Raw genomic sequence first — 19,304 nt, forward strand, 5'->3', positions numbered from 1 at the left:
CCTTGGCAGTTCAGTTGCGGCGCGTCCTTGGGGACCTTGAGCTTGGTGCCGAACCTCTTCATTTAACTTATAGGCGTATGACATATTTTCCTCGATGTTTACGGCTCGATCGGCGGCCTCGCTAGTCTTCAAGAATGGACTTTGTTGCCTCGAATATCTGCTCCGCTGTGCCCTTGATCGTGCCCTTCGCCCAGGCTTGAAACACCGTGACGTATGCGTTCTTGCAAGCCGCTTCGTCCGCGGAGAAGTAGACTTCGTCTGTGACAGTATCCAAGACAAGCGCTCCTGTATCGATACATATCTCCTCGATCAGGACCATGCGTTCTTCTTGCTCGGCCAGATGGCGTTTTACTATGCTCATTGGATCTCCTGCTTGGCACTGAGGAATCACGTTCCCGATGCGGCTGGTGAACATGCTGACGTAGTCCACCGGGCACTGGCGCAACAGTCGAGGAGGCTGCAGTAGGCGCCCGCTTTTCGATCTTTTTACCTGCTTGAATGAAAAACCCCGCCCCGATAACTCGGGAGCGGGGCAGGACCGCAAGCTCTACCAGTACATCCGTGGCTAGAGCGACAGGTCTGTCGTGCTCTTAACTAAGCAGCACGAAGGTTGTCGGCAGCGGACTTGCCTGTACGACGGTCTGCCACGACGTCATAAGATAGCGTCTGGCCTTCGCTCAGAGTTCCCATACCGGCGCGTTCGACCGCGCTGATGTGAACAAAGACGTCGTTGGTGCCGTTGGATGGCTGGATAAAGCCGAAGCCCTTTTGGCTATTAAACCACTTCACTGTACCGGTGTTCATCAGGTTTTCCTTCTTATGCGCGCAGGACCTGGCGCGCGAAGTTGCGGCCAGTTGTCCGGTTAGTCGATGATGGAGAATGTCTGAAACGTGCGCGCCGTCAGGATTTGAGGCGAAAGCGGAACAGTTGTTCGGCCAGTATCGATACTTAACAATACACTAGCAGTTGACAGACTTCAAGAAGAAAGCCAGCCACGCGTCAGCGTGGTCCAGTTCGTTCAGGGCATCTGCGAGCGCTCCCGCTGAATGCTTTGGCGCGACCCTGCTTGTCACCGGATGTCTCCTCCTGGCCCTTAGCGAGCATTTGCTTAATCACCTTTGAAGTCTGCTCTTGAAGGCAATTCGGCCCTCGCTATTTCCGCAGGCCGCCTGTGATGACTATGACCCGCACCGATGGGTTTTCTCCTACAACCGCGACTGCATCAAACATTTCGGCCGAGCCGGCGGCCGTCATGGGGCCGAACGTGGCGTTTGCGCAGATGATGACACGGAACGCGCCGCGATCTTCAGTCGAAACGTGGGGCATGGCCCGTCCTCTCTCCAGCCGCACACGGCAGCACATCATGCGCAGCAAAGTTTCGCGGCTCTCGAACGCGGCCCAGAATCGGCCTAATGCTTGGTATCGGCTGGTTCGATAAGATCGGACAGAAGGGCCGCTGTCGCTTCCAGGCTCTCTCGAACTTGAACGAGCTTTTTATCAGACAGAACCAGCCGACGTCCTGACGCTTTCACAACACATTCAAATACTCCATCTGAATGCCTCATGAGACTTAGCAAGTGTTCCCCGCTCGGGCCATTAACACCCGCCAGCCAGTTTTTTGCCGTTCGCTCGTTAGCACCCGTCCATCGGATGAGCAGCTTAAGTGCTTGACGGGTATCACCCAGCTCAGAGCGAAGAACTTCTGCGATAAACAGCGCGTAATCGGCGGCTAACGCCTCAAAATCTACCGGAAGAGATCTACCCGCTTTAGGAAGCATTTTTCCGCCAGAGATGCCTATAGTCTCGTCGTCTCTGACAGATCATCACCCCTTCTTGACGTTAGTGGGGCGGTCATGACCATCTTCGAATCATCGAACTTACCAACTTCCGCAGCGCGCAACGAACCGCGGCCGCTTGCAGCGGAATACGTGCGAATGTCGACCGACCATCAACAGTACTCAACCGCCAATCAATCACAGGCGATTCGGGAATATGCCGCTCGGCACGGCTTTCAGATACAGAAGACTTACGAAGACAGCGGCAAGAGCGGCTTGAACCTAGATGATCGAGACGCGTTAAAGCAGCTTATCGAAGATGTGCAAAACGGCACGGCAGTCTTCTCGACAATTCTGGTTTATGACGTCAGTCGTTGGGGCCGCTTTCAGGATGCTGATGAAAGCGCCTATTACGAATACATCTGCAAAAGAGCCGGCATCTCGGTGCGCTATTGCGCCGAACAGTTCGAGAATGATGGCAGCCCTGTTTCGACCATTGTGAAGGGTGTCAAGCGGGCGATGGCCGGCGAATACAGCCGCGAGCTATCCGTTAAGGTTTTTGCTGGGCAGCGCCGATTGATCGAACTTGGCTATCGTCAAGGCGGGCCGGCCGGCTTCGGGCTGAGGCGACAATTAATTGATCAGAATGGTGTACCCAAAGGAGAACTAGTTCGCGGTGAACACAAAAGCATCCAGACCGATCGCATCATCCTAATTCCTGGCCCGGATGAAGAAATCGAGACCATCCGCTTTATCTACGATAGTTTCGTGCATCACGCCAAAGCCGAGCGCGAGATCGCGACCGACCTCAACGACAGAAGCATCCTGACTGATCTCGGTCGCCCTTGGAGTAGGGCTACGGTGCACCAGATCCTGATCAACGAAAAATATGTCGGCAACAATGTCTGGAACCGCTGCTCCTGCAAGCTGAAGGGTCACCGGGTGCATAACCCACCCGAGCACTGGATTCGGCACGACAAAGCGTTCGACTCGATTGTCGACGACGAGACCTTCCAGGCAGCACAAACGATCATCAACGATCGCGCCAAGACCTATTCCGATGAAGAATTGCTGGACCTGCTGCGGGGCCTGCTCGAGAAGCACGGCTATTTGTCCGGCATCATCATTGATGAGTTAGAGTTTGGGCCGTCGAGCAGCGCCTACCGTTCCCGTTTTGGAAGCCTTATCCGGGCATATGAACTGATCGGTTTCAGCCCAGAGCGGGACTACCGTTATATTGAGATCAACCGGGCACTGCGGCGGATGTATCCCGACCTGATTGAGACAGCGATTCGCGGCATCGAGGAGATTGGCGGCACGATCGATCAGAACGCCGAGACTGACTTGCTTTCAGTCAATGACGAATTCACGGCCTCGCTATGTTTGGTTCGTGCGCAGGAGACGGTGGCCGGCTCACATCGGTGGAAAGTCCGGTTCGATGCGGGCCTCCGGCCCGATATCACTGTCGCAATTCGCATGAACCAGATGAACAGCGCCATCCTCGACTACTATCTCTTGCCGCGGTTCGAGATTGAGCACTCGCGTGCTTCGCTCGCCCAAGACAATGGTTTGGCGCTGGATGCATACCGCTTCGACACCCTGGATACGCTGTTTGAGCTTGCTGCTCGTTCGCAACTAATGGAGGTCAGTTATGGGCTCGGTTCAATCCATTGAGGTGATTTCGATCGGCGCAATCGATGTGGTGAACCCAAGGGCTCGTAACCGACGTGTGTTCAAGGAGATTGTCACCAGCGTTGCCGAACTGGGGCTAAAGCGACCGATCACGGTGAGGCGGAAGGCGTGTGATGGCGAGCAGCGCTACGACCTCGTCTGCGGTCAGGGGCGGCTGGAAGCCTACCAGGCCCTCGGGCAGCGCGACATACCTGCCATCGTCGTCGACGCGACCAATGAGGACAGCGCGATCATGAGCTTGGTCGAGAACTGCGCCAGACGCCAGCATCGATCAATTGACCTGCTCCACGATATCGACGGTCTGCGGCAGAGGGGATATGAGTTCGACGACATTGCCCGCAAGACGGGGCTTACCGTCGAATATGTCAGGGGCGTGAGCAATTTGCTGGAGAGTGGCGAACAGCGGTTGTTGCGCGCGGTCGAGGCCGGGCAGTTGCCGGTCAGCATCGCCGTCCTGATTTCCCAGGCCGAAGACAATGACGTCCAGAACGTCTTGCAACACGCCTATGAGGAGAAACTATTGCGCGGCCAGCGCTTGCTCGCGGCCAAGAAATTGATCGAGCAGCGGCGGCGGCGCGGCAAAGGATATAAGACCGGCCCACGCCGGACCGACGATGGCCCGATCAGCTCAAACGCCCTGCTGCGTGCCTACCGGCAAGACGTCGACCGTAAGCGCGTCTTGGTGCGCAAATCCAACAATACCAAGGCGCGGCTGGTCTTCATCCTTGAGGCCTTACGGAAGCTCCTCATCGAGCCAGACTTTCTAGCGATTTTGGAGGGTGAAAAGCTCGATACCTTGCCAAAGAACCTCGCGGTTCGCCTGAACGGCCAGGGATGAGCCATGGCGCGCCGGCCTCACATTGCTGTTCGGATGAGCTTCGAGGAGCGCACGCTCGCCGTCCGGCTTGCCGACATCCAGCCCCTCAAACTCGTGTCGGACGAGATCAAGCGCTCTGCAAAATACCGCCAGATCGCGGCCTCGATCGCCGAAATCGGACTGGTCGAGCCGCCGGTCGTGGCGAGGAGCCGGGACGCAAGTGGCAGATTTCTGCTACTCGATGGTCATCTCCGGCTAGAGGTCTTGAAGGATTCCGGCCTGGTGGAGATCGAATGTCTGGTGTCGACCGAAGACGAGGCCTTCACCTATAACAAGCGGGTCAACCGCATTGCGATCATTCAGGAACATCGCATGATCCTCAAAGCGATCGAGAAAGGCGTCTCGGAGGCGCGGATCGCAAAAGCACTCAATGTCGACGTCGCGAGCATCCGTCGACGCCGCAAACTCTTGGATGGTATCTGCGCCGAGGCGGTTGAGCTGCTCAAGGAGAAACATCTGACCCTCAATACGTTTTCAGAGCTGCGCAAACTGGCCCCGATCAGGCAGATCGAGGCCGCGGAGCTGATGATCGCGATGAACAATTTCTCCAATAGCTATGTGCGTTCGCTGGTGGTGGCGACCCCACGCGGTCAATTAGCGGCCGGCTACATACCGCGCCAGCCCAAGGGGCTGTCGGACGAGCAAGTTGCACTGATGGAACGGGAATCCGCGTCGCTCGCCCGTGAGTTCAAGGTCGCCGAACAGACCTATGGCACCGACCATCTCGATCTGGTGTTGGCGGTTGGCTACGTCTCAAAACTCCTGCGCAACGGCAAGGTCGTTGGCTATCTGGCAAAGCACTTCCAGGAGCTGCTGTTTGAATTCCAGCGGATCACGGAATCCGAGGCGACCGGGGCCTAACGGGCCGCCCTGTTCGGCAGCCTTTAATCAAATTGGCCGCCTTCGCGTATTGCGCGTTATGGAAGGACCCGGGAAAGTCGATACCCTGATCACACGAAGGATCGGAGTGTTGTCATGTGTTCGTCCGCTTTGCGCCGGCCGCCGTAAATCGGTCAGCCTAGCTAAGTCCGTTGCGAGTAGTCAAAAGACCTGAGCGCCGCAATCCAGCCAACGTGCGGCGTCGCGCTAAATCCTAGAATGTAAGGCAACTTATGAGATCAGTAGTTGCGAACTTGAACCCGCCGCCGCGGCACAGCTTTTATCGCGGCCATCAACCTACGCGGCAAAAAGTGAGAAGGACCGTAAGTAATAATTAGGTGGCCCCTCAGCAGACTTCAACGCACAACTTGTCGGCTTTCTTCGATTCCGGCCAGGCATCAGAAGCGCGTCTCATAGCGACGCATCGATGCTCAAAAGCCCTTGCGTGCGGCGCGCGGGTTTCGGGTGAAGCGCGGATTGGCCGCTCCAAGAGGAGATAGAGAGGCGGCCGAACGGCCGCCTCCATACCCGCTGGCCGCCGGACCAACCTCAGCTCACTTCTTCCGTCTTGCCGGCTTTCCCTTGCTTTTGCCCGGCTTGCCGCGGCCCCGAGATGTAGACCCTGAATCATACGGAATCCACCAAGCGCGGCCTCCTTCATCGGGAATCGCGGGAAGGCGGCCTGCAATTTTGTTGGCCGGTATCCCAGCCAGAACCTGAACGACATCGTTCAGGACCCAGGGCGACAAGCGGTAGTACTGATGTCCGTAGTGGGACTCGCCGTTGTCACCCTGGGTTGATCCCACGTCAGAGCAATCCACCGAGTTGACGGTCTTGGGAAGCTTGCCGAGATCGCGCGGCCCCCACTGGCCCAAGCGAGGGTAATTGTTGATAAGAATACTGCTGGATAGCGACAGCGCCAGGTCGCCGCCATTCTTGTACGCAAGCACTTTCTTGGCGAGCGTGATCAATGGCTTCAGTTCGTTGGCCTTGGACAAGGCGTCGTAATTGACGTCGGCCGCCATCAGAAACGCGCTTTCAAATAACAGGGCGCTACGTTCTTTCGCGGGTATCAGCTGCACAGCGTTTTGAAGTGCATAGTTTCCCATCGAATGAGCGACGATGTGCAAGATCGGGAGATTGCCTTTGAGTGCTCTGAGAATGGCGAACAACCTGCGAAGCGAGTCGGCGACAGCATTGGCGGACTTGGCGGCCGCATCACGATCAGCTTTGTAACTCGCCAAGTCCAGCTTGCCCTGTGACGGCCATGAGAAACAGAAGATGTCTCCCGCCTTGTAGTTTGACATGACCTGCGCTGCACGACTCATCGAATCCATAAAGGTCGAGTCGAAGCCCGGCAGCAATATCAGGCCATACTGTGAAGTGGCGGTTGATGCGAGCTCCGCGGCAAGGCGATCGCGCGCGAACGTCGCGATGTCATTGCGATTTTGCGTGGTCGGTTGAAACACCGACGCGTCGATCGGTGAATCGAGTTGAACCGAATTAGGATCGGGCACCCAACCGGTATCCGGGAGGTTGGACAGTCGGCGAACCTCGATGGATCCCGTGACGTAGTGCTTCGGGTTGTTGTCCCTGTACTTTGGCCCGAACAGACTGGGCCCCGGGACAGGATTTCGATTCGTGGCGAATCGGACGCGAACTTGGTCGCTCATGCTGTTTCTCCTGGTGTTTGAGTGCCGCACTTGAGGCGGCAGGACTTTCGGGGATCCTGCAGGCTTGGCGGCCACCTTGCGCTGGCCGCCAAACTACTTTGTTCGGCTATTCGCTGTGACACTTGCAGGGTTTCGCGGCAGTTGCAGTGACGAGATGCACCGGCACGCAATATTCCCAGCACTTTGACAAACCCCACTTTCCGATGCAGAGCTTGGCGCAAATCTGGTTGGGCGCTCGGAAACAAACCTGCACGTTCGCCCAGCCGACGTCGTAGACCGTCTGGCATCCTTCGAGCGGAATGCAGACGGGAATGCGCTGATCGAAATCTACATGCGCTCCAAAAATCTCGATCTTTGCCCAGGCGTGAATGTCTACGCAGGCTTTGCCGTCTTGGATCCGCGGATTCTCCAGCGTCAAACCGCCGTCGATCCCCTTTGTTGCCACATCGTCCAGAACGTCATTGAAGGTTCCAGTCGACATGGACATGGCGACGGTCTTGTCTGCTGGCAGTACCGACCATTTCAGCTCCTTGGGCCGAGCGCAGGGATCGGAGGTGGGAATCCCGTCGCCCGGTACAAGCATCACGACCGGCTTTGGAAGTCGCACACAAAAATCGCCGACAGCGTAGGCCTTTATCTGCGCCAACCGCGTCAACCCCGGCGACACTAGACGGGAGAAGTCGCCGAGCGACGCATCCTTGATGGGAACGCCGTAAACGGCAAACATGCTCTGCTGTTGGAGAGCTTCAGCGAAATTGATTGGAAGATCGTCTTTCTCAGCCATGCCTTTTCTCCTTTGCAGTTCTGACGCTGCATAATTGCAAGCGTGGGAAAAAGCATGCATGGACGTCGTGAGTTGGACGCAAGTTCAGCGCAAGTCTGTCGTAAAAAAAGTCGACGATGTGGAAGTCATCGTTGTGTACAATTGACCATGAATGCTGACTGTCGATCGATTTTGGGGTCGTGCGTAGATGCGGCGTGGCTAGCGATGCGGCGCGCAATTCGAACGGCGGGGGCGAGTTACCTACGGCTCCTTCACCGCCGGATATCGCCGCTTCGGAATATGTCCGTCAGAAGCGGGCCGGAAGATGTATTTCCCGAGCCGGGGGTCGGGTGGATCGACGCGAACCGTGACGTCTGTGTCCGTCGAATCTGAGCTGGCGGTGTCCGACGCAGCGGATTTGGCCGACGCCGGGTAGGCCATCGCCGGCAATTGGCTTGCAACCTGCCGCACGATCTGCGGCGCGGCGACGCTGGTGCCGCTCAGCTTGACGACCGATCCGCTGAAGGTACCCGCGGCCAACATACCCCAGAGCGCGTCGCCCTCATCTGCAAAGGCGGCGCAATCCGGGCCTCGTCGACCTTTGGTGGGTCCGCTCGACGTATAGTCGGCGGGAGGAGCGTGGTCGGAAGGAGGAAAGTCTTCGGAGGCTTGGGCGGCGCCGACCACGATAACGTGATCGCTGTTAGTCATCGAGCAGGTTGCGATAGACGAGAGCGTCTCCGCATAGATGATCGGACAACCTTCCGCCTGCAGCCGATAGTCGCCGGTCTTTGGATCGCTCTCGTAAGCGCCGGCGTGATCGATATAGGATTGGCGGCCGCGCCGCGGGTAACCAAACGGCGTATCGTCGCGTTGGACGTAGACGTGTGCGGTGATCTTGTTCTTTGTCAGATTCTTGATCGACAGTTTCCAGCGGCCCGAAGGTGCGAGCTCACGGCTGTCGTCGTTTCGCACCGTCGGATTGACGGCGAGAAGAATGCGTTCTCGTACCGTCTTGCCGTGCTGAATGCGCTGGAAAAATACCCCGGCGATCGGCCCACTGCCGATCGTCGCCTGATGCAGGTGACCTACGCTTGGCCGAATGGGGTGGCTCGTCTTCTCATCTTGCGCGGTCAGACAGACCTCCACCGGCGCCCCTCCCCGCTTGCCTTCAGCACCGGTGTCGAGCCAGATTTCGACATAGTTCGTTGCGCCGTCGTCGGGGCGGATCACCCAATCGAGGTGCTGGACTTCCTTCCCAAGCTCCAGTTTTGCGGCGGCCCGGGTTCGATAGCTGTTGCCGGCCGGCATGACCAGGCGGGTCAGATTTGGGTTCTGATGGCGCTTGTTGCGGTGATGAACCAGGTCGGCTAACGCCTTTTCGAGATACTGACTGCCGTCCTTGGGACCGGCCAAGAGGCCGTAGCTGAAATTGATGACTAGAGGCACCGGGGGCTTGTCTTCCTTGAGGTGATCAGCCCAGATCATGATCATTCGGACCGCTTGCAGCACGTAACTTCCCATCGTCAGTCCCGACGTGTCGATCGTCGCGACCGATGGCAGTTGCACGGCGAGGATCGGCCGCTCAACAAGGCCTCCCGCAGCAAGATCAAGAAGATGGGTGCCGTGCGTAGTCCGCTCCGCCAGCGGATTGTACGCATATTTCCCCTTGATGCCGAAATTGGTGACCCCGACCTTCCGGTAGATCTGGTCTTCGCTCTTACAAATTCGCAGATCGGCGTCGATCGCACTTTTCGTGATAAGCCGGCCGAACACAACACTATCGTCGGTCGGATCTCGCTTCTCCGTCTCCTGCAGCCAGATCGCCCCAACTCTCGAACTCATATCTGGACCACGGAATCGCTCGTGAGCGAAAGCGATTCCATCATCGATAATACCGATTGCGACAGCCTGGGCTGTTATTAGATTATGTGGAAACGTCGTTGGCTTTGGTACCTCGTTAAAGTCGTTGAATTGCAGACCGACGATCGGCGGCCCTGCAAAGAGAGATTGATAAAACGCGGGATCGTTGAACTCGCCGTGGAGATAAAGGAACGACTCCTGACGATAGATGAAGAATTGCATATCGATCTTGTCTATCTCGGGCGGCGTGGCACCTCCCAGCGCACCAATCCAGCCCTGCAGCAACTTCCGCTCGTCATCGCTCATGCGGATGGTCCGGATCCCGGATGGCGCATCATCACCCGGCACACGGCCCTCTTGAACCGCACTTTGGAGCTTGAGAAGGCTCGCCAGCGCGTCGTCCAGCGGACCGATCTGGATTTGCACGGAGCACCACGGATCCGGGTTGGGCTCGCGCCGCGTCCGAAACTCCCAATCCAGATAGGGATCGGGCCGTTCGCAGGGCGCCTTTCTCCACGTCAACCTCATCGCGTCGTTTCCACGCTACCAATCATCAATTCGCATTCAGTGATTGCCTGGCTCCAGAGGTAATTCAGCTCCGGCGATTGCTGCGCTCGAGAGCCAGCATCTTCAACAACATTTCTTCCACCTTCGTTCCTCCGCCCAGTGTCCCTGCGCTTTTCGACGAATATCGGAATGATATCATCGTAGCGGAAGTCTCCCTCGAATCCGCGACCGTCGAATGTGCGAGTCCTCAGGCGGCCACCGCCGCAAAAGCGAGCGATGAAGAACTCGGCGATGGTCAGGCCGAGTGTCATGCCCGCGACACTATCGACCGGAAAATGAACGCCTGCTACCGTCCGATTGATGGCGATCCGTTCGGCAATTCGCATCAGCTGGATGAAAGTTTGATCGGCCGGGTTAACCTCGAAACGTCCGGTCTTGACCTTTGTAATCAACGCGTAGAACACGAATGCCGCTGCGAACGACTCTGTCGCATGCCCGCTCGGCAACGAGCCGTGCCCCGGCGTCGGAATCATCGGTTGAATCTGTGGCGAGTACTCGACCGGTCGCCGGCAGGCTAGTGCATGCTTGACGCGCATCTCGATAGGTCCGATAGCGCGCAGCACCAACGTCAGAAGCTCGAAAGTTCGCCGGGTCCGATCTGGATGCAAAAAACCGATCGAGCCGAGAAACGACAGGATATCTGTTGCTTCCGTCATGATCTCGCCGCTGCGCTCCATCCGCAGCGCCGCATAATTGTTCACGTACACCAGTTGGTTGACGAAATCGGCTTCGGTGGGCCGGATCATGTGGATCAGCGTATGCGGATGCACGGCAGTGCGATCGCGATACTCAACCGAGACCGACTCCTTCGCGCCGTCGTAATAGATTCCGGAGAGCAGTTCGGCTGTCAGCGTTCGCAGACGCACGGGCGTCGACCAACGATCCAGTGCGGCCGGTTCAGCTTTGTAGTTGACGGGAGTGGCCGTGAGGGCCTGCCACATGCCGACCACGCCCTCTCGACTGGAGACCAGAGCTCTTGCAGCCGTAAACGAACCGGAACGCCCAGCCTCGCCGCTTTCGCCGCTCTCACCACTTTCGCCGCTTTCACCGCTCTCGCCGCTCTCGCCGCTCATCCGTGCCATTTTCGCCTCCTCGGAAACCCCAATGGACAACCTCAGGTACGTGGCGATGTTCATTTCGGAGCCACAATCGGTCAAGCCAACCGCGTTCGAAATGACGCAATTTCACGCATATTTCACGTTGACAGGTGTACGGAACAGGCTTTCACTCGATAGTTGAGGGATGTCTTGCGCTACCTTTGCGAGAAGATGACGAAGACACGGTAGAACCATCACGAGCGATCCATGGGCAGTTCAACAGCCAAGGTACGCCTGCAGCTACTTGGTCCGCTCAAAATCATCAAATCGACCGGTGAAGATTGCACCCCGCGGGGACGGAAGGCATGCGCCCTGCTAGCAATGCTGGCGCTGTCGCCTGAAAACAAGCGGTCACGCGTCTGGATTCAGGACAAGCTCTGGGGCAGCCGCGGCAAGGAGCAGGGCGCGGCGAGTCTTCGCCAAAGCCTGTCTGAAATACGGAAGGCGTTTGGAAGCTCCCGTGGCCTGCTTTTTGCGGACAGCTATGTGCTGGCGCTCGATCCGACTTCGTTTGAAACGGATATTGATCTTACCTCAAACGCCAACGACTGCGGCGAGTTGCTGGAGGGGCTCGATATTGGCGAAGATGGCTTCGAGGACTGGCTTCGATCACAACGTCAGAGTGTTAGCGATCGGCTAGCGACGCGCGCAGCAGGGTTCGATCGCTCTGCTGGCGTTGTCCTCAATGAAACAGAGCGCAGATGTTCGATCTCACGGAACCGGGTCGTACTGGTTCGAGGATCCACCTCCGGACCGCTCGACGCATCAGTGCTGGCAGACAGCCTGATCGACTCGATCGCAAAAACCATGACTGAACTCGGCGCTGCCGAAGTCATCGATTGTCGGGGCACGAAAGACCCGCTTTGCGGCGCTGAGGACGCGGCTTCGGGTAAGACACTTTCGCTACATTCGGACGTGTTCGGATCCAACACGATGCAAATCGTACGCCTCGCATTGCGGCAGCGCCCGGAAAACATCCTGACGTGGTCGTCCACGCTGCAGCTATCCGGATCGCAGGCGCTGGACTTGAACAACGCGGATGTCATGCGATGCGTTAATCTGGTCGTCAACGTCGCCATCGATCAGTTCATCAGGCTCCGCTCGCAAAGCCCCGACGCCGAAGTGGCGTCTAAGCTCTGCTATTCGGGCATTCTGCATCTCTTCCGGCTCGGCAAGATCAACTTTGTGACGGCCGACAAGCTCTTTGCCACCGCATTCGACATCGAATCACGCGGGATCTATCTGGCGTGGCGGGCCTATCTGAGGACTTTTCTGCTTGCCGAGCGACAATTTAGTTGCCGTCAGACCCTGCAAGCCGAGGCCCTCGATTTCATGCATCGCGCTCTCGAACTGGAGCCTCACAATTCTTATGTCGCTGGCCTGAGCGCGCATGTTCAGACCCTGATGCGGCGGTCCTACGTCGCGGCGTACGAACTGGCCGAACGGAGCATCCAGTTGAACCACGCCAATCCGATCGGCTGGGCATGTCTTGGAATCGCCAAGAGCTATCTCGGAAAACCCGAGGAGGGCTTCCATCATACGCTGCTTGCCCGCACCATCGCCGGAACGGCGCCATTCAGATACCAGATGGATGCGTTGAGCTGTATCGCGGGGACGATGGCGGGCGAACTCGAGAAGGCCGTCCATCTGGCGGAAGCCAGCCACGCGCTGGCGCCGACCTTCGCGCCGCCCTTGCGTTACCTTTCGGCACTCTATGCGCACGAAGGCAAGCACGATCTCTCTTTCGAGATGGTCAGGAAATTGCGGGCCAACGAGCCTGACTTCTCCTACGACAAGCTGCGCGACAAGGCTTATCCCGCTGCTGGTCTGCATCGAACTTCGATCATCGACTCGCTACCAGCCAGACAGATTTAAGCACCGGACGAGACGACCGCATCAGGCCATTCGACGAACCGTCACGGTTTACCTGACACGCGCGCCTACCGCCCCTCCCCGCCCGCTCCGCTGGCCTCTGTCAGGTCAGATCCATCGGCCAAAGACTCCAGAAGCTCCGTTGCTGGCGCTACAGCACGCCAGAAGCGACGTTGGGCCTATTCATAATGACGGTCATTCGCATATCCATTGTTATGGAAGAACTCGGCCTTTGGCCGAATGAGCAAGTCCTGACAACGGCTTCTCACCCCACGATCGCGAGCCCACGTAAGCTGTCTAGCCTTCCACCCCCCAGTGAGAAGCAGTCTGGCAGCCGAGGGCTCGGGCTGGGATCATGTGCGGTACTTCGCGCGATAAATGAAGGCGAATCTGTCCTCCGCTTCCAATCCTTCGTCGATGACAATCTCGACGTTCGCCGGCGCCTCGAGACGAGTCAATATTTGAGCTGGCTCGACGAATCCCATTTCCTTTCTCGGAATGCGGATGACCGTCCTTACACTTCGATACTGTTGATGCAGCAATTGGTTTTCTCTCAACGACTTCGTCGTGAAGAATTGCCGAAACTCCGGGTCAATTTGAGAAAGATGCTGTTCACCCACAACTCTCTCCAGAGCCGGCTTCGGACTCTCCGTCAGCCACACAGTGTCCGTAGTTTCTTTTGTCTCCATCCGCAAAATACCTTGCGAGGGAGTGATCCTATGTGGAGCAGGCTCCGTCAAACATGGAATCCCACCCTTAAATTCAACGACGTAATCAGCAGCACTCCAGTCTGCAGAAATACCGCGATACCGAGGATGGCGTTCGGTGAAATTCAAAGCGGTAAGAGTGCCAGAATAGGCTGCAACGGCAGATGGACGGCGAGTTCCAGGTTGAAGCGTCCCACGATCATACAGATAAAGCCATACCGCAGCCGGCGGTCGCATCGCTTTGTCGTAGTCTGTGTTGTCCGGCAGTAGATGCACGAACCACGGATGAGGTTTCAAGACCGTGTGGCATTCCGCGTGGATCACCAACGTCTGCTGGGGTGTCAAGGGTGGTGGCGGATTAAGCGGATCGAAAAGCATTGCCTCCGCGCGGCACTGGTTTAGATGCGTTAGCGCGTCGGTGAACACGGCCTCACCTCTATTGCCCTCGATCAGAACCGCCGCTTCACAGTTAACGCCCTGCATGGCGGAGGCGGTCAAGTTATGGCTGCCCGTCCAGAGCCGGCACTGCTCTCCGGCTCTGGCGAAAAATACTTTGGAATGCATGAGTCCCGGTCCTACGCCACGCTCGACCGGCGTCAGCGATCCCAAATGAACATATAGCTTGCCGGGGATGAATGTGTGCAGCTCGTTTAAGGCGTCGAGACTGGTGGGAGTGTCCCATGCTACAACCACGAAGGAATTGGGTTGTTTCAGCCGCGCGGCATGTCGCTTCAGCGTCTCAACTCCGCCCGGTGTCAGAAAAGCACACGCGATAGCCAATTGATCCGTTCCATGGGACAGCAGATTATCTAAATCTGGTTGCGCTCGGTTTCGCGGGTCAAGAGCAATAAATCGCACATTCATGGTTCGATCTCATCGCTTCGGTTTTTTCGAGCTTCTTGTAAGTGGGGCGTAGGTGAAATCGGGGAAATGACAGGCAGGCGGGGAGAGGGGGCGCACGACCAGCCTGGCGGTCAGCACATCCGCCATCAACCGCGAATTGTCGTGGATCAGAGCACCGACGCCAACTCCAGATATCTGCAAAAAGCGTTAGCCAACTGCATTTGGCGCGGTGTTCGGCATTCGACTTCAAACAGGCGCGGAGAGGCGACTATTACGCAGATACACTTCGCACGCGAAGTCGCCACGTTCAGGCGGTTCGCACTATATAGAAATTCCATTCCCCGCGGCGCGTCCGAATGAGTCGAGGTGGTCATCGAGTAAATTACGATCGGCGCCTCCTGTCCTTGAAATTTGTCAACCGTGCCAATGCGCGCGCCGGGCAATCGCTCCTGAAGTTCGAAGACTTGCGCGTTGTAGGGAGCGATGATCAGGATGTCCTCTAGCCTGAGGGCGGCTTCCTTCCCTGCACCATCGACCCAGCTCGCGTTGCTGCTGAGAATTTCATCGACGAGCCTCTTGATCTCATCGGCCTCCTCGGGAGACGAATTCTGGTTACCTACATGTTGGACGGCAAGGTAACGAAGGCCGACCCCATTTACAGGACTCGATGATCTGATCTCCTGCCGCTCCAATCCCGCGTGCGAGCGAAGCCGGCCTTCGTAGAAGAGCTCCGACGTGAAAGCGCAGATGTCGGGGTGCAAGCGCCAGGTTTCCCCAAGGAAAAGTCCGTGGCTGGCCTCGATCGTTGCGTGCCCGCCCAGGACATGGTCAAGCGCCGATGTCGCGACGCCGTCCGGATGGCTCCCCTGGATCGGCTGCTCAAGCTGCCTTGGGTCGCCCAGGAGGATGATGCTCTCGGCCGCCTGCGAGACGGCCAGCACATTTGCCAGTGACATTTGCGCCGCTTCGTCGACGAACAGAACATCCACAATGCCCGACGCGTCCGGACGCGCCCAAAACCAGCTGGTGGCACCGCCGACCTGGCAACCGTTGCTGAGCCCGTCGATAAAATCTGGATTCTCGGTCGTCTGCCGGAGTCCCGGCAGCGAGGTCGGATCATCCTTGACCTTTTGAATGCACTGAATTGGAAGTCGCTGCTCGGCGGCAGCCTCCCGCGATTTGTCAAGCAAATGTCGAATGACTTTATGGCTGTTGGCTGTGACGCCAACCGTCCGATTGTCGCGCACAAGCGCGCAGATCATGCGTGCACCGGCATGAGTCTTACCGGCCCCCGGTGGCCCCTGCACCGGGAAAACGCTCTGATCCAGCGAAAGCGCAGCGCGCAGCGCGGCTACGAGCGGCGGCTCCCCAGCTTGCTCTAATACCTGCCCACGAAGACGTGGAGCGACTTTGAGCAGCAAATCGCGAGCAGCACGATAGGTGCCCGGCCCGAGGATCCCTTTATCCGCCACATGCTCGCCGATTCGGAAGACCGATTCTGCAAGAACCTGATTGCCGACGAACTTGTGCGCGAACACGGCTTCGGGATGAAAGCTTGCCGTGTCCTGTCGTTTCTTAATGTCAATTGTTCTGTCGTCATCGGAAATCGCAACGACGCTGCCAAACTTGTCCCCACCAACGCTTTTCAAATCGTCATCGGGGCGGACATCGGTCTCCTGGACCGCAAACCTGTAGCGATGAATCGGCGTCTTCACCGTCCCGCCAACAGCGCCAAGAAAAGTCAGCTCTCCCACCCCGGCGCGCTCGTGCAAGAGATCCTCGGCCGAGAGGTCGCTCAGCCGGAAATACTCCCACCAGACTGCCTTGTTCTCGCGGCCGAAGAAGTCGATCAGGTGGGCCAGCAACCAGCGCGCCTGCTGCTCATCGCTGCGTTCGGCCACGTCGTCCGGGACGTCGGCGGTCAACCGCGCCACAAGTCCGGCGACCCGGCGCTTCCAGGCACTTAGATCCTCGCTGATCTCGGCGGCCTTCGGCTGCGGTCGACTGATCGTTTGCCCCTGCGCAATCAAGCCGCCCCGCACCTCCTCAAGCCAGTCCCGCAGGGCCCGCGTCGAGGCACAGTCGTCGCGGTTGTAGCCGATGATGGCGGCCTGATCGCCTGGGTCAATTCCATCGGCGTCGGCCAATTCAAGGCTGGCCTGCACCCGCGCCATGGCGCCGCCGACATCGATCAGCGGGACGGTGCGGTCAAACCGATAGAGCGGCTCCAGCTTCTTGATCGAGTAGCTTTCGACGCTCGCGCGGATGCTCTGCCGGACAATAGCGTACAAGTCCACGAACACGCCCGCCCGGAGCAAGTTGTCGACCTCGTCCTCTCGCGTGGCGTACCGCCCCATCAGCCGCTTTAGCGCGGCCGGCTCATAGGGCGCGAAGTGATAGATGTGCAAACCGGGGTGCTTGGTCAGCCGCTCTGTGACGAAGTCGATGAAGCGTTCAAACGCTGCCCGTTCATGCTGCCTTGTCGTCACCCAATCGCCAACATAGGCGTCCGTGCTGTCTTTATTGGCATAAAGATAGCCGAACAGGAACTCGAGCCCCCCGCCGTCCACGAACGGATCGCCCTCGAAATCGAAAAAGATATCGCCGGGCGAAGGCTCAGGCAGCCGGAACAAGCCAAATTCAGCGACCAACGGCAGCGTCTCGTGAAGCAGCTGGCCCGCCCTGCGTCCCTCGACCTGAAGTCTCGCCTGCTCGCGCATCTTCTCGTAGCTCGGCGCAGTGCCCCGATCAGGCCGCCATTGCAGCGGGATGGGTAGCGTGGCGAGCTCTGCCATGGTGCCCACACCTCGCCGGACCAGCTCCTCAATCTGGGTCTTAGCTATCCCTGCGACAAATGACAGGTGATCGTCGGCGCGCCGCCTCGAAGCACAGGGCTCGCGCCATCGGCAGACCTCGCAGTGCTCGACCGGGTCGGGATAGAGACCATCAGGCCGGGGCGCCGCCGCAAAGGTCTCCAGGCTTCGTCTGACGCGTCGGTAGAACGCCGCAAAATCGGCCACACGGTAGGCCTCCGGCAGGTACTCCGTCCCGGGAGTGACGACATGGGCCGTCTCCGGGACCTTCTGCTGCAAAGTCGCCAAGAGGTCCGAGTAGAGGCTGAGCTGGAGGACCGTGTTGCCCTTGGTCTCGCGGGCCAACTTGGTGTCGGTGACCTCGTATGTCCAGGCGCCCAAACCGCTTGGTGTCTCGACCCGTCGCAGCACGTCGGCTCGACCGCTCCAATGGCCATCCCGTAATGCCGCCTGAACGATCACCGCGTCACCGCGCGTCATCGCCTGCCGCGTTTGGGTAACCGAGGCCTCATCGATGCCAACGCCGGCAATGACGGTGACGGTCCCGCCCTGCTCGGCGAGATGGTCGACAAAGCCCTGCTCATGGGTCTTGCCGCGCTCCACCAGCGCATCAAGGGTCGGATCATCGCGGAGCTTTGGCTTGGCCAGTTCGCCCTGCGCGACCTTGAGGTCGAGGTACGTGAGGTAACGACAATTCAGGTGCCCAATCAGGTCGCCAGTGCTGAAGACGATCGCCCCACCGTACTTTTGCATCCTTCCCCCTAGACTGCTGCCGGAGCCCTAGGGACGCGGCTTTCGTAACTACGATACCGGCCTTTAGGCCGGCGCGAAAGGGAGGGCTGAGACACGCAAGGCGCGAATTGATCCGGCCAGGCTCAGCCTCCTCAAAGGCGCGGCATACCTGACGGCGTCCGGCGAGGAGGGCCGCGCCGATGCCAATGACATGAGATGCGCTCTGGCAATCATTCGGCAGCACCAGCGGTGCCGGGTTAAGGGTTATAAGCGGAAACCGCCTCGTCTTAAGGTTGAGCTTGCCTAACCGCTTGAGTTCTGGCCCTCTCTCCATTTTTAACCGGGGAAGCATATGACGCAAAGTTCAGGGGTCTTCTTATTGCAAGGCGAGCACTCGCTGGTCCCGATGGAGCCCGGTCAATTCGCCAGCGAAGATGACTTCCAGCGGCTGTTATCCCGTTTTCCAGAATTGTTGGTCGGAGATCAGGTTGATCCTCAGAACCCCAGACGCTGGATTCTGGTCAAGCGCGAGCAATCAATTTCAACGGGGGAAGTTGGAGCGTCGCTCTGGTCGATCGATCATGTGTTTCTGGACCAGGACGGCATTCCAACGCTAGTCGAGATAAAGCGACAGACCGACAGCCGGCTTCGACGTGAAGTTGTCGGCCAAATGCTAGACTACGCAGCAAACTGCATCACCTATTGGTCGCTCGAAACTCTACAGTCGGGCTTCGAGAAAACTTGCCGAGAGTTGGGGCGCGAGTCTGATGCGGCACTCCGCGAGCTCTTAGGAACGGATGATGGCGTCAGCGACTTCTGGGAGCGCGTGAGAACCAACCTTCAGGCCAAGAAGATCAGGTTGCTCTTTGTCGCAGACGTAATTCCGATCGAACTGCGGCGCATCGTCGAGTTTTTAAATGAGCAGATGGACCCTGCAGAGGTACTGGCCATCGAACTCCGTCAGTTTGCCAGCAAAGATCTCAAGACGATTGTACCAACCGTGTATGGCCAGACACAAGCGACCGCTCGAAAGCGGGCCGGTCCAGTGCAACGGTGGGACGAAACCACACTGTTCGAGAAACTCTCGCAGACCGTAGGTGAAAGGGTGATGACGAAATAGCCGATCCGGCCCCAGATAATGTGAAGAAGG

Annotated in this window: 14 protein-coding genes; 5 read left to right on the forward strand and 9 right to left on the reverse strand. The window is 58.1% G+C overall.

The window, feature by feature from the left end:
- Positions 1–121: 121 nt before the first annotated feature.
- From H8A95_RS13975 to H8A95_RS13985, 3 genes are all read right to left on the reverse strand, one after another.
- The gene (locus tag H8A95_RS13975; RefSeq protein ID WP_229183659.1) at positions 122–415 is read right to left on the reverse strand and encodes a hypothetical protein; all 294 of its coding nucleotides are present in this window, start codon (positions 413–415) and stop codon (positions 122–124) included.
- Positions 416–594: 179 nt separating this feature from the next.
- Positions 595–804, reverse strand: coding sequence for a cold-shock protein (locus H8A95_RS13980; protein ID WP_229183660.1), 210 nt, complete (start codon positions 802–804; stop codon positions 595–597).
- A 606-nt stretch (positions 805–1,410) separates the two neighbouring features.
- Positions 1,411–1,779 carry a hypothetical protein gene (locus tag H8A95_RS13985; RefSeq protein ID WP_229183661.1) on the reverse strand — a complete coding sequence of 123 codons (369 nt, stop codon included), beginning with the start codon at positions 1,777–1,779 and terminating at the stop codon, positions 1,411–1,413.
- Between the two features lie 75 nt (positions 1,780–1,854).
- Here H8A95_RS13985 and H8A95_RS13990 point away from each other — a divergent pair, with 75 nt between their 5' ends.
- Genes H8A95_RS13990 through H8A95_RS14000 form a run of 3 tightly spaced genes read left to right on the forward strand, consistent with a single transcriptional unit; the run spans position 1,855 to position 5,206 of the window.
- Positions 1,855–3,450 carry a recombinase family protein gene (locus H8A95_RS13990; RefSeq protein ID WP_274617415.1) on the forward strand — a complete coding sequence of 532 codons (1,596 nt, stop codon included), beginning with the start codon at positions 1,855–1,857 and terminating at the stop codon, positions 3,448–3,450.
- Positions 3,428–4,306, forward strand: a complete 879-nt coding sequence (locus H8A95_RS13995) for a ParB/RepB/Spo0J family partition protein (protein ID WP_229183662.1) — start codon at positions 3,428–3,430, stop codon at positions 4,304–4,306. The genes H8A95_RS13990 and H8A95_RS13995 overlap by 23 nt, the downstream gene beginning before the upstream one ends.
- Positions 4,307–4,309: 3 nt before the next feature.
- Positions 4,310–5,206, forward strand: coding sequence for a plasmid partitioning protein RepB C-terminal domain-containing protein (locus H8A95_RS14000; RefSeq protein WP_229183663.1), 897 nt, complete (start codon positions 4,310–4,312; stop codon positions 5,204–5,206).
- Positions 5,207–5,778: 572 nt separating this feature from the next.
- Here H8A95_RS14000 and H8A95_RS14005 read toward each other — a convergent pair.
- The 4 genes from H8A95_RS14005 to H8A95_RS14020 form a co-directional block, all read right to left on the reverse strand.
- Positions 5,779–6,897, reverse strand: a complete 1,119-nt coding sequence (locus tag H8A95_RS14005; RefSeq protein WP_229183664.1) for an alpha/beta hydrolase — start codon at positions 6,895–6,897, stop codon at positions 5,779–5,781.
- 106 nt (positions 6,898–7,003) lie between these two features.
- A complete protein-coding gene (locus H8A95_RS14010; protein ID WP_229183665.1) occupies positions 7,004–7,681 on the reverse strand; it encodes a hypothetical protein in 678 nt (225 codons plus the stop codon).
- Positions 7,682–7,921: 240 nt separating this feature from the next.
- Complete coding sequence (locus H8A95_RS14015; RefSeq protein ID WP_229183666.1) at positions 7,922–10,051, reverse strand: S8/S53 family peptidase; 2,130 nt, start codon at positions 10,049–10,051, stop codon at positions 7,922–7,924.
- Positions 10,048–11,226: a phosphatase PAP2 family protein gene (locus H8A95_RS14020; RefSeq protein WP_229183667.1), complete on the reverse strand. Its 1,179-nt coding sequence runs from the start codon at positions 11,224–11,226 to the stop codon at positions 10,048–10,050. The genes H8A95_RS14015 and H8A95_RS14020 overlap by 4 nt, the downstream gene beginning before the upstream one ends.
- A 168-nt stretch (positions 11,227–11,394) precedes the next feature.
- Between H8A95_RS14020 and H8A95_RS14025 the strand changes: the two genes are divergently transcribed.
- Positions 11,395–13,062 (forward strand): hypothetical protein, encoded by a 1,668-nt coding sequence (locus H8A95_RS14025; RefSeq protein ID WP_229183668.1) that lies wholly within the window; start codon positions 11,395–11,397, stop codon positions 13,060–13,062.
- 350 nt (positions 13,063–13,412) lie between these two features.
- On the opposite strand, the gene H8A95_RS14030 is transcribed toward H8A95_RS14025, so the two are convergent.
- Both H8A95_RS14030 and H8A95_RS14035 read right to left on the reverse strand, forming a co-directional pair.
- Positions 13,413–14,630 carry a phospholipase D-like domain-containing protein gene (locus H8A95_RS14030; RefSeq protein ID WP_229183669.1) on the reverse strand — a complete coding sequence of 406 codons (1,218 nt, stop codon included), beginning with the start codon at positions 14,628–14,630 and terminating at the stop codon, positions 13,413–13,415.
- A 146-nt stretch (positions 14,631–14,776) separates the two neighbouring features.
- A complete protein-coding gene (locus tag H8A95_RS14035) occupies positions 14,777–18,175 on the reverse strand; it encodes a TM0106 family RecB-like putative nuclease (protein ID WP_229183670.1) in 3,399 nt (1,132 codons plus the stop codon).
- Positions 18,176–18,506: 331 nt separating this feature from the next.
- Here H8A95_RS14035 and H8A95_RS14040 point away from each other — a divergent pair, with 331 nt between their 5' ends.
- Positions 18,507–19,274 (forward strand): hypothetical protein, encoded by a 768-nt coding sequence (locus H8A95_RS14040; protein WP_229183671.1) that lies wholly within the window; start codon positions 18,507–18,509, stop codon positions 19,272–19,274.
- Positions 19,275–19,304 lie beyond the last annotated feature (30 nt).

Source organism: Bradyrhizobium oropedii (assembly GCF_020889685.1).
GTDB lineage: Bacteria > Pseudomonadota > Alphaproteobacteria > Rhizobiales > Xanthobacteraceae > Bradyrhizobium > Bradyrhizobium oropedii.

Coding starts and splice junctions, on each gene's coding strand:
- H8A95_RS14005 (WP_229183664.1), bottom strand. CDS start 6,897: ATGAGCGACCAAGTTCGCGTCCGATTCGCCACGAATCGAAATCCTGTC.
- H8A95_RS14030 (WP_229183669.1), bottom strand. CDS start 14,630: ATGAATGTGCGATTTATTGCTCTTGACCCGCGAAACCGAGCGCAACCA.
- H8A95_RS14035 (WP_229183670.1), bottom strand. CDS start 18,175: ATGCAAAAGTACGGTGGGGCGATCGTCTTCAGCACTGGCGACCTGATT.
- H8A95_RS14040 (WP_229183671.1), top strand. CDS start 18,507: ATGACGCAAAGTTCAGGGGTCTTCTTATTGCAAGGCGAGCACTCGCTG.
- H8A95_RS14015 (WP_229183666.1), bottom strand. CDS start 10,051: ATGAGGTTGACGTGGAGAAAGGCGCCCTGCGAACGGCCCGATCCCTAT.
- H8A95_RS14000 (WP_229183663.1), top strand. CDS start 4,310: ATGGCGCGCCGGCCTCACATTGCTGTTCGGATGAGCTTCGAGGAGCGC.
- H8A95_RS14010 (WP_229183665.1), bottom strand. CDS start 7,681: ATGGCTGAGAAAGACGATCTTCCAATCAATTTCGCTGAAGCTCTCCAA.
- H8A95_RS13990 (WP_274617415.1), top strand. CDS start 1,855: ATGACCATCTTCGAATCATCGAACTTACCAACTTCCGCAGCGCGCAAC.
- H8A95_RS13975 (WP_229183659.1), bottom strand. CDS start 415: ATGTTCACCAGCCGCATCGGGAACGTGATTCCTCAGTGCCAAGCAGGA.
- H8A95_RS14020 (WP_229183667.1), bottom strand. CDS start 11,226: ATGAACATCGCCACGTACCTGAGGTTGTCCATTGGGGTTTCCGAGGAG.
- H8A95_RS13985 (WP_229183661.1), bottom strand. CDS start 1,779: ATGCTTCCTAAAGCGGGTAGATCTCTTCCGGTAGATTTTGAGGCGTTA.
- H8A95_RS13980 (WP_229183660.1), bottom strand. CDS start 804: ATGAACACCGGTACAGTGAAGTGGTTTAATAGCCAAAAGGGCTTCGGC.
- H8A95_RS14025 (WP_229183668.1), top strand. CDS start 11,395: ATGGGCAGTTCAACAGCCAAGGTACGCCTGCAGCTACTTGGTCCGCTC.
- H8A95_RS13995 (WP_229183662.1), top strand. CDS start 3,428: ATGGGCTCGGTTCAATCCATTGAGGTGATTTCGATCGGCGCAATCGAT.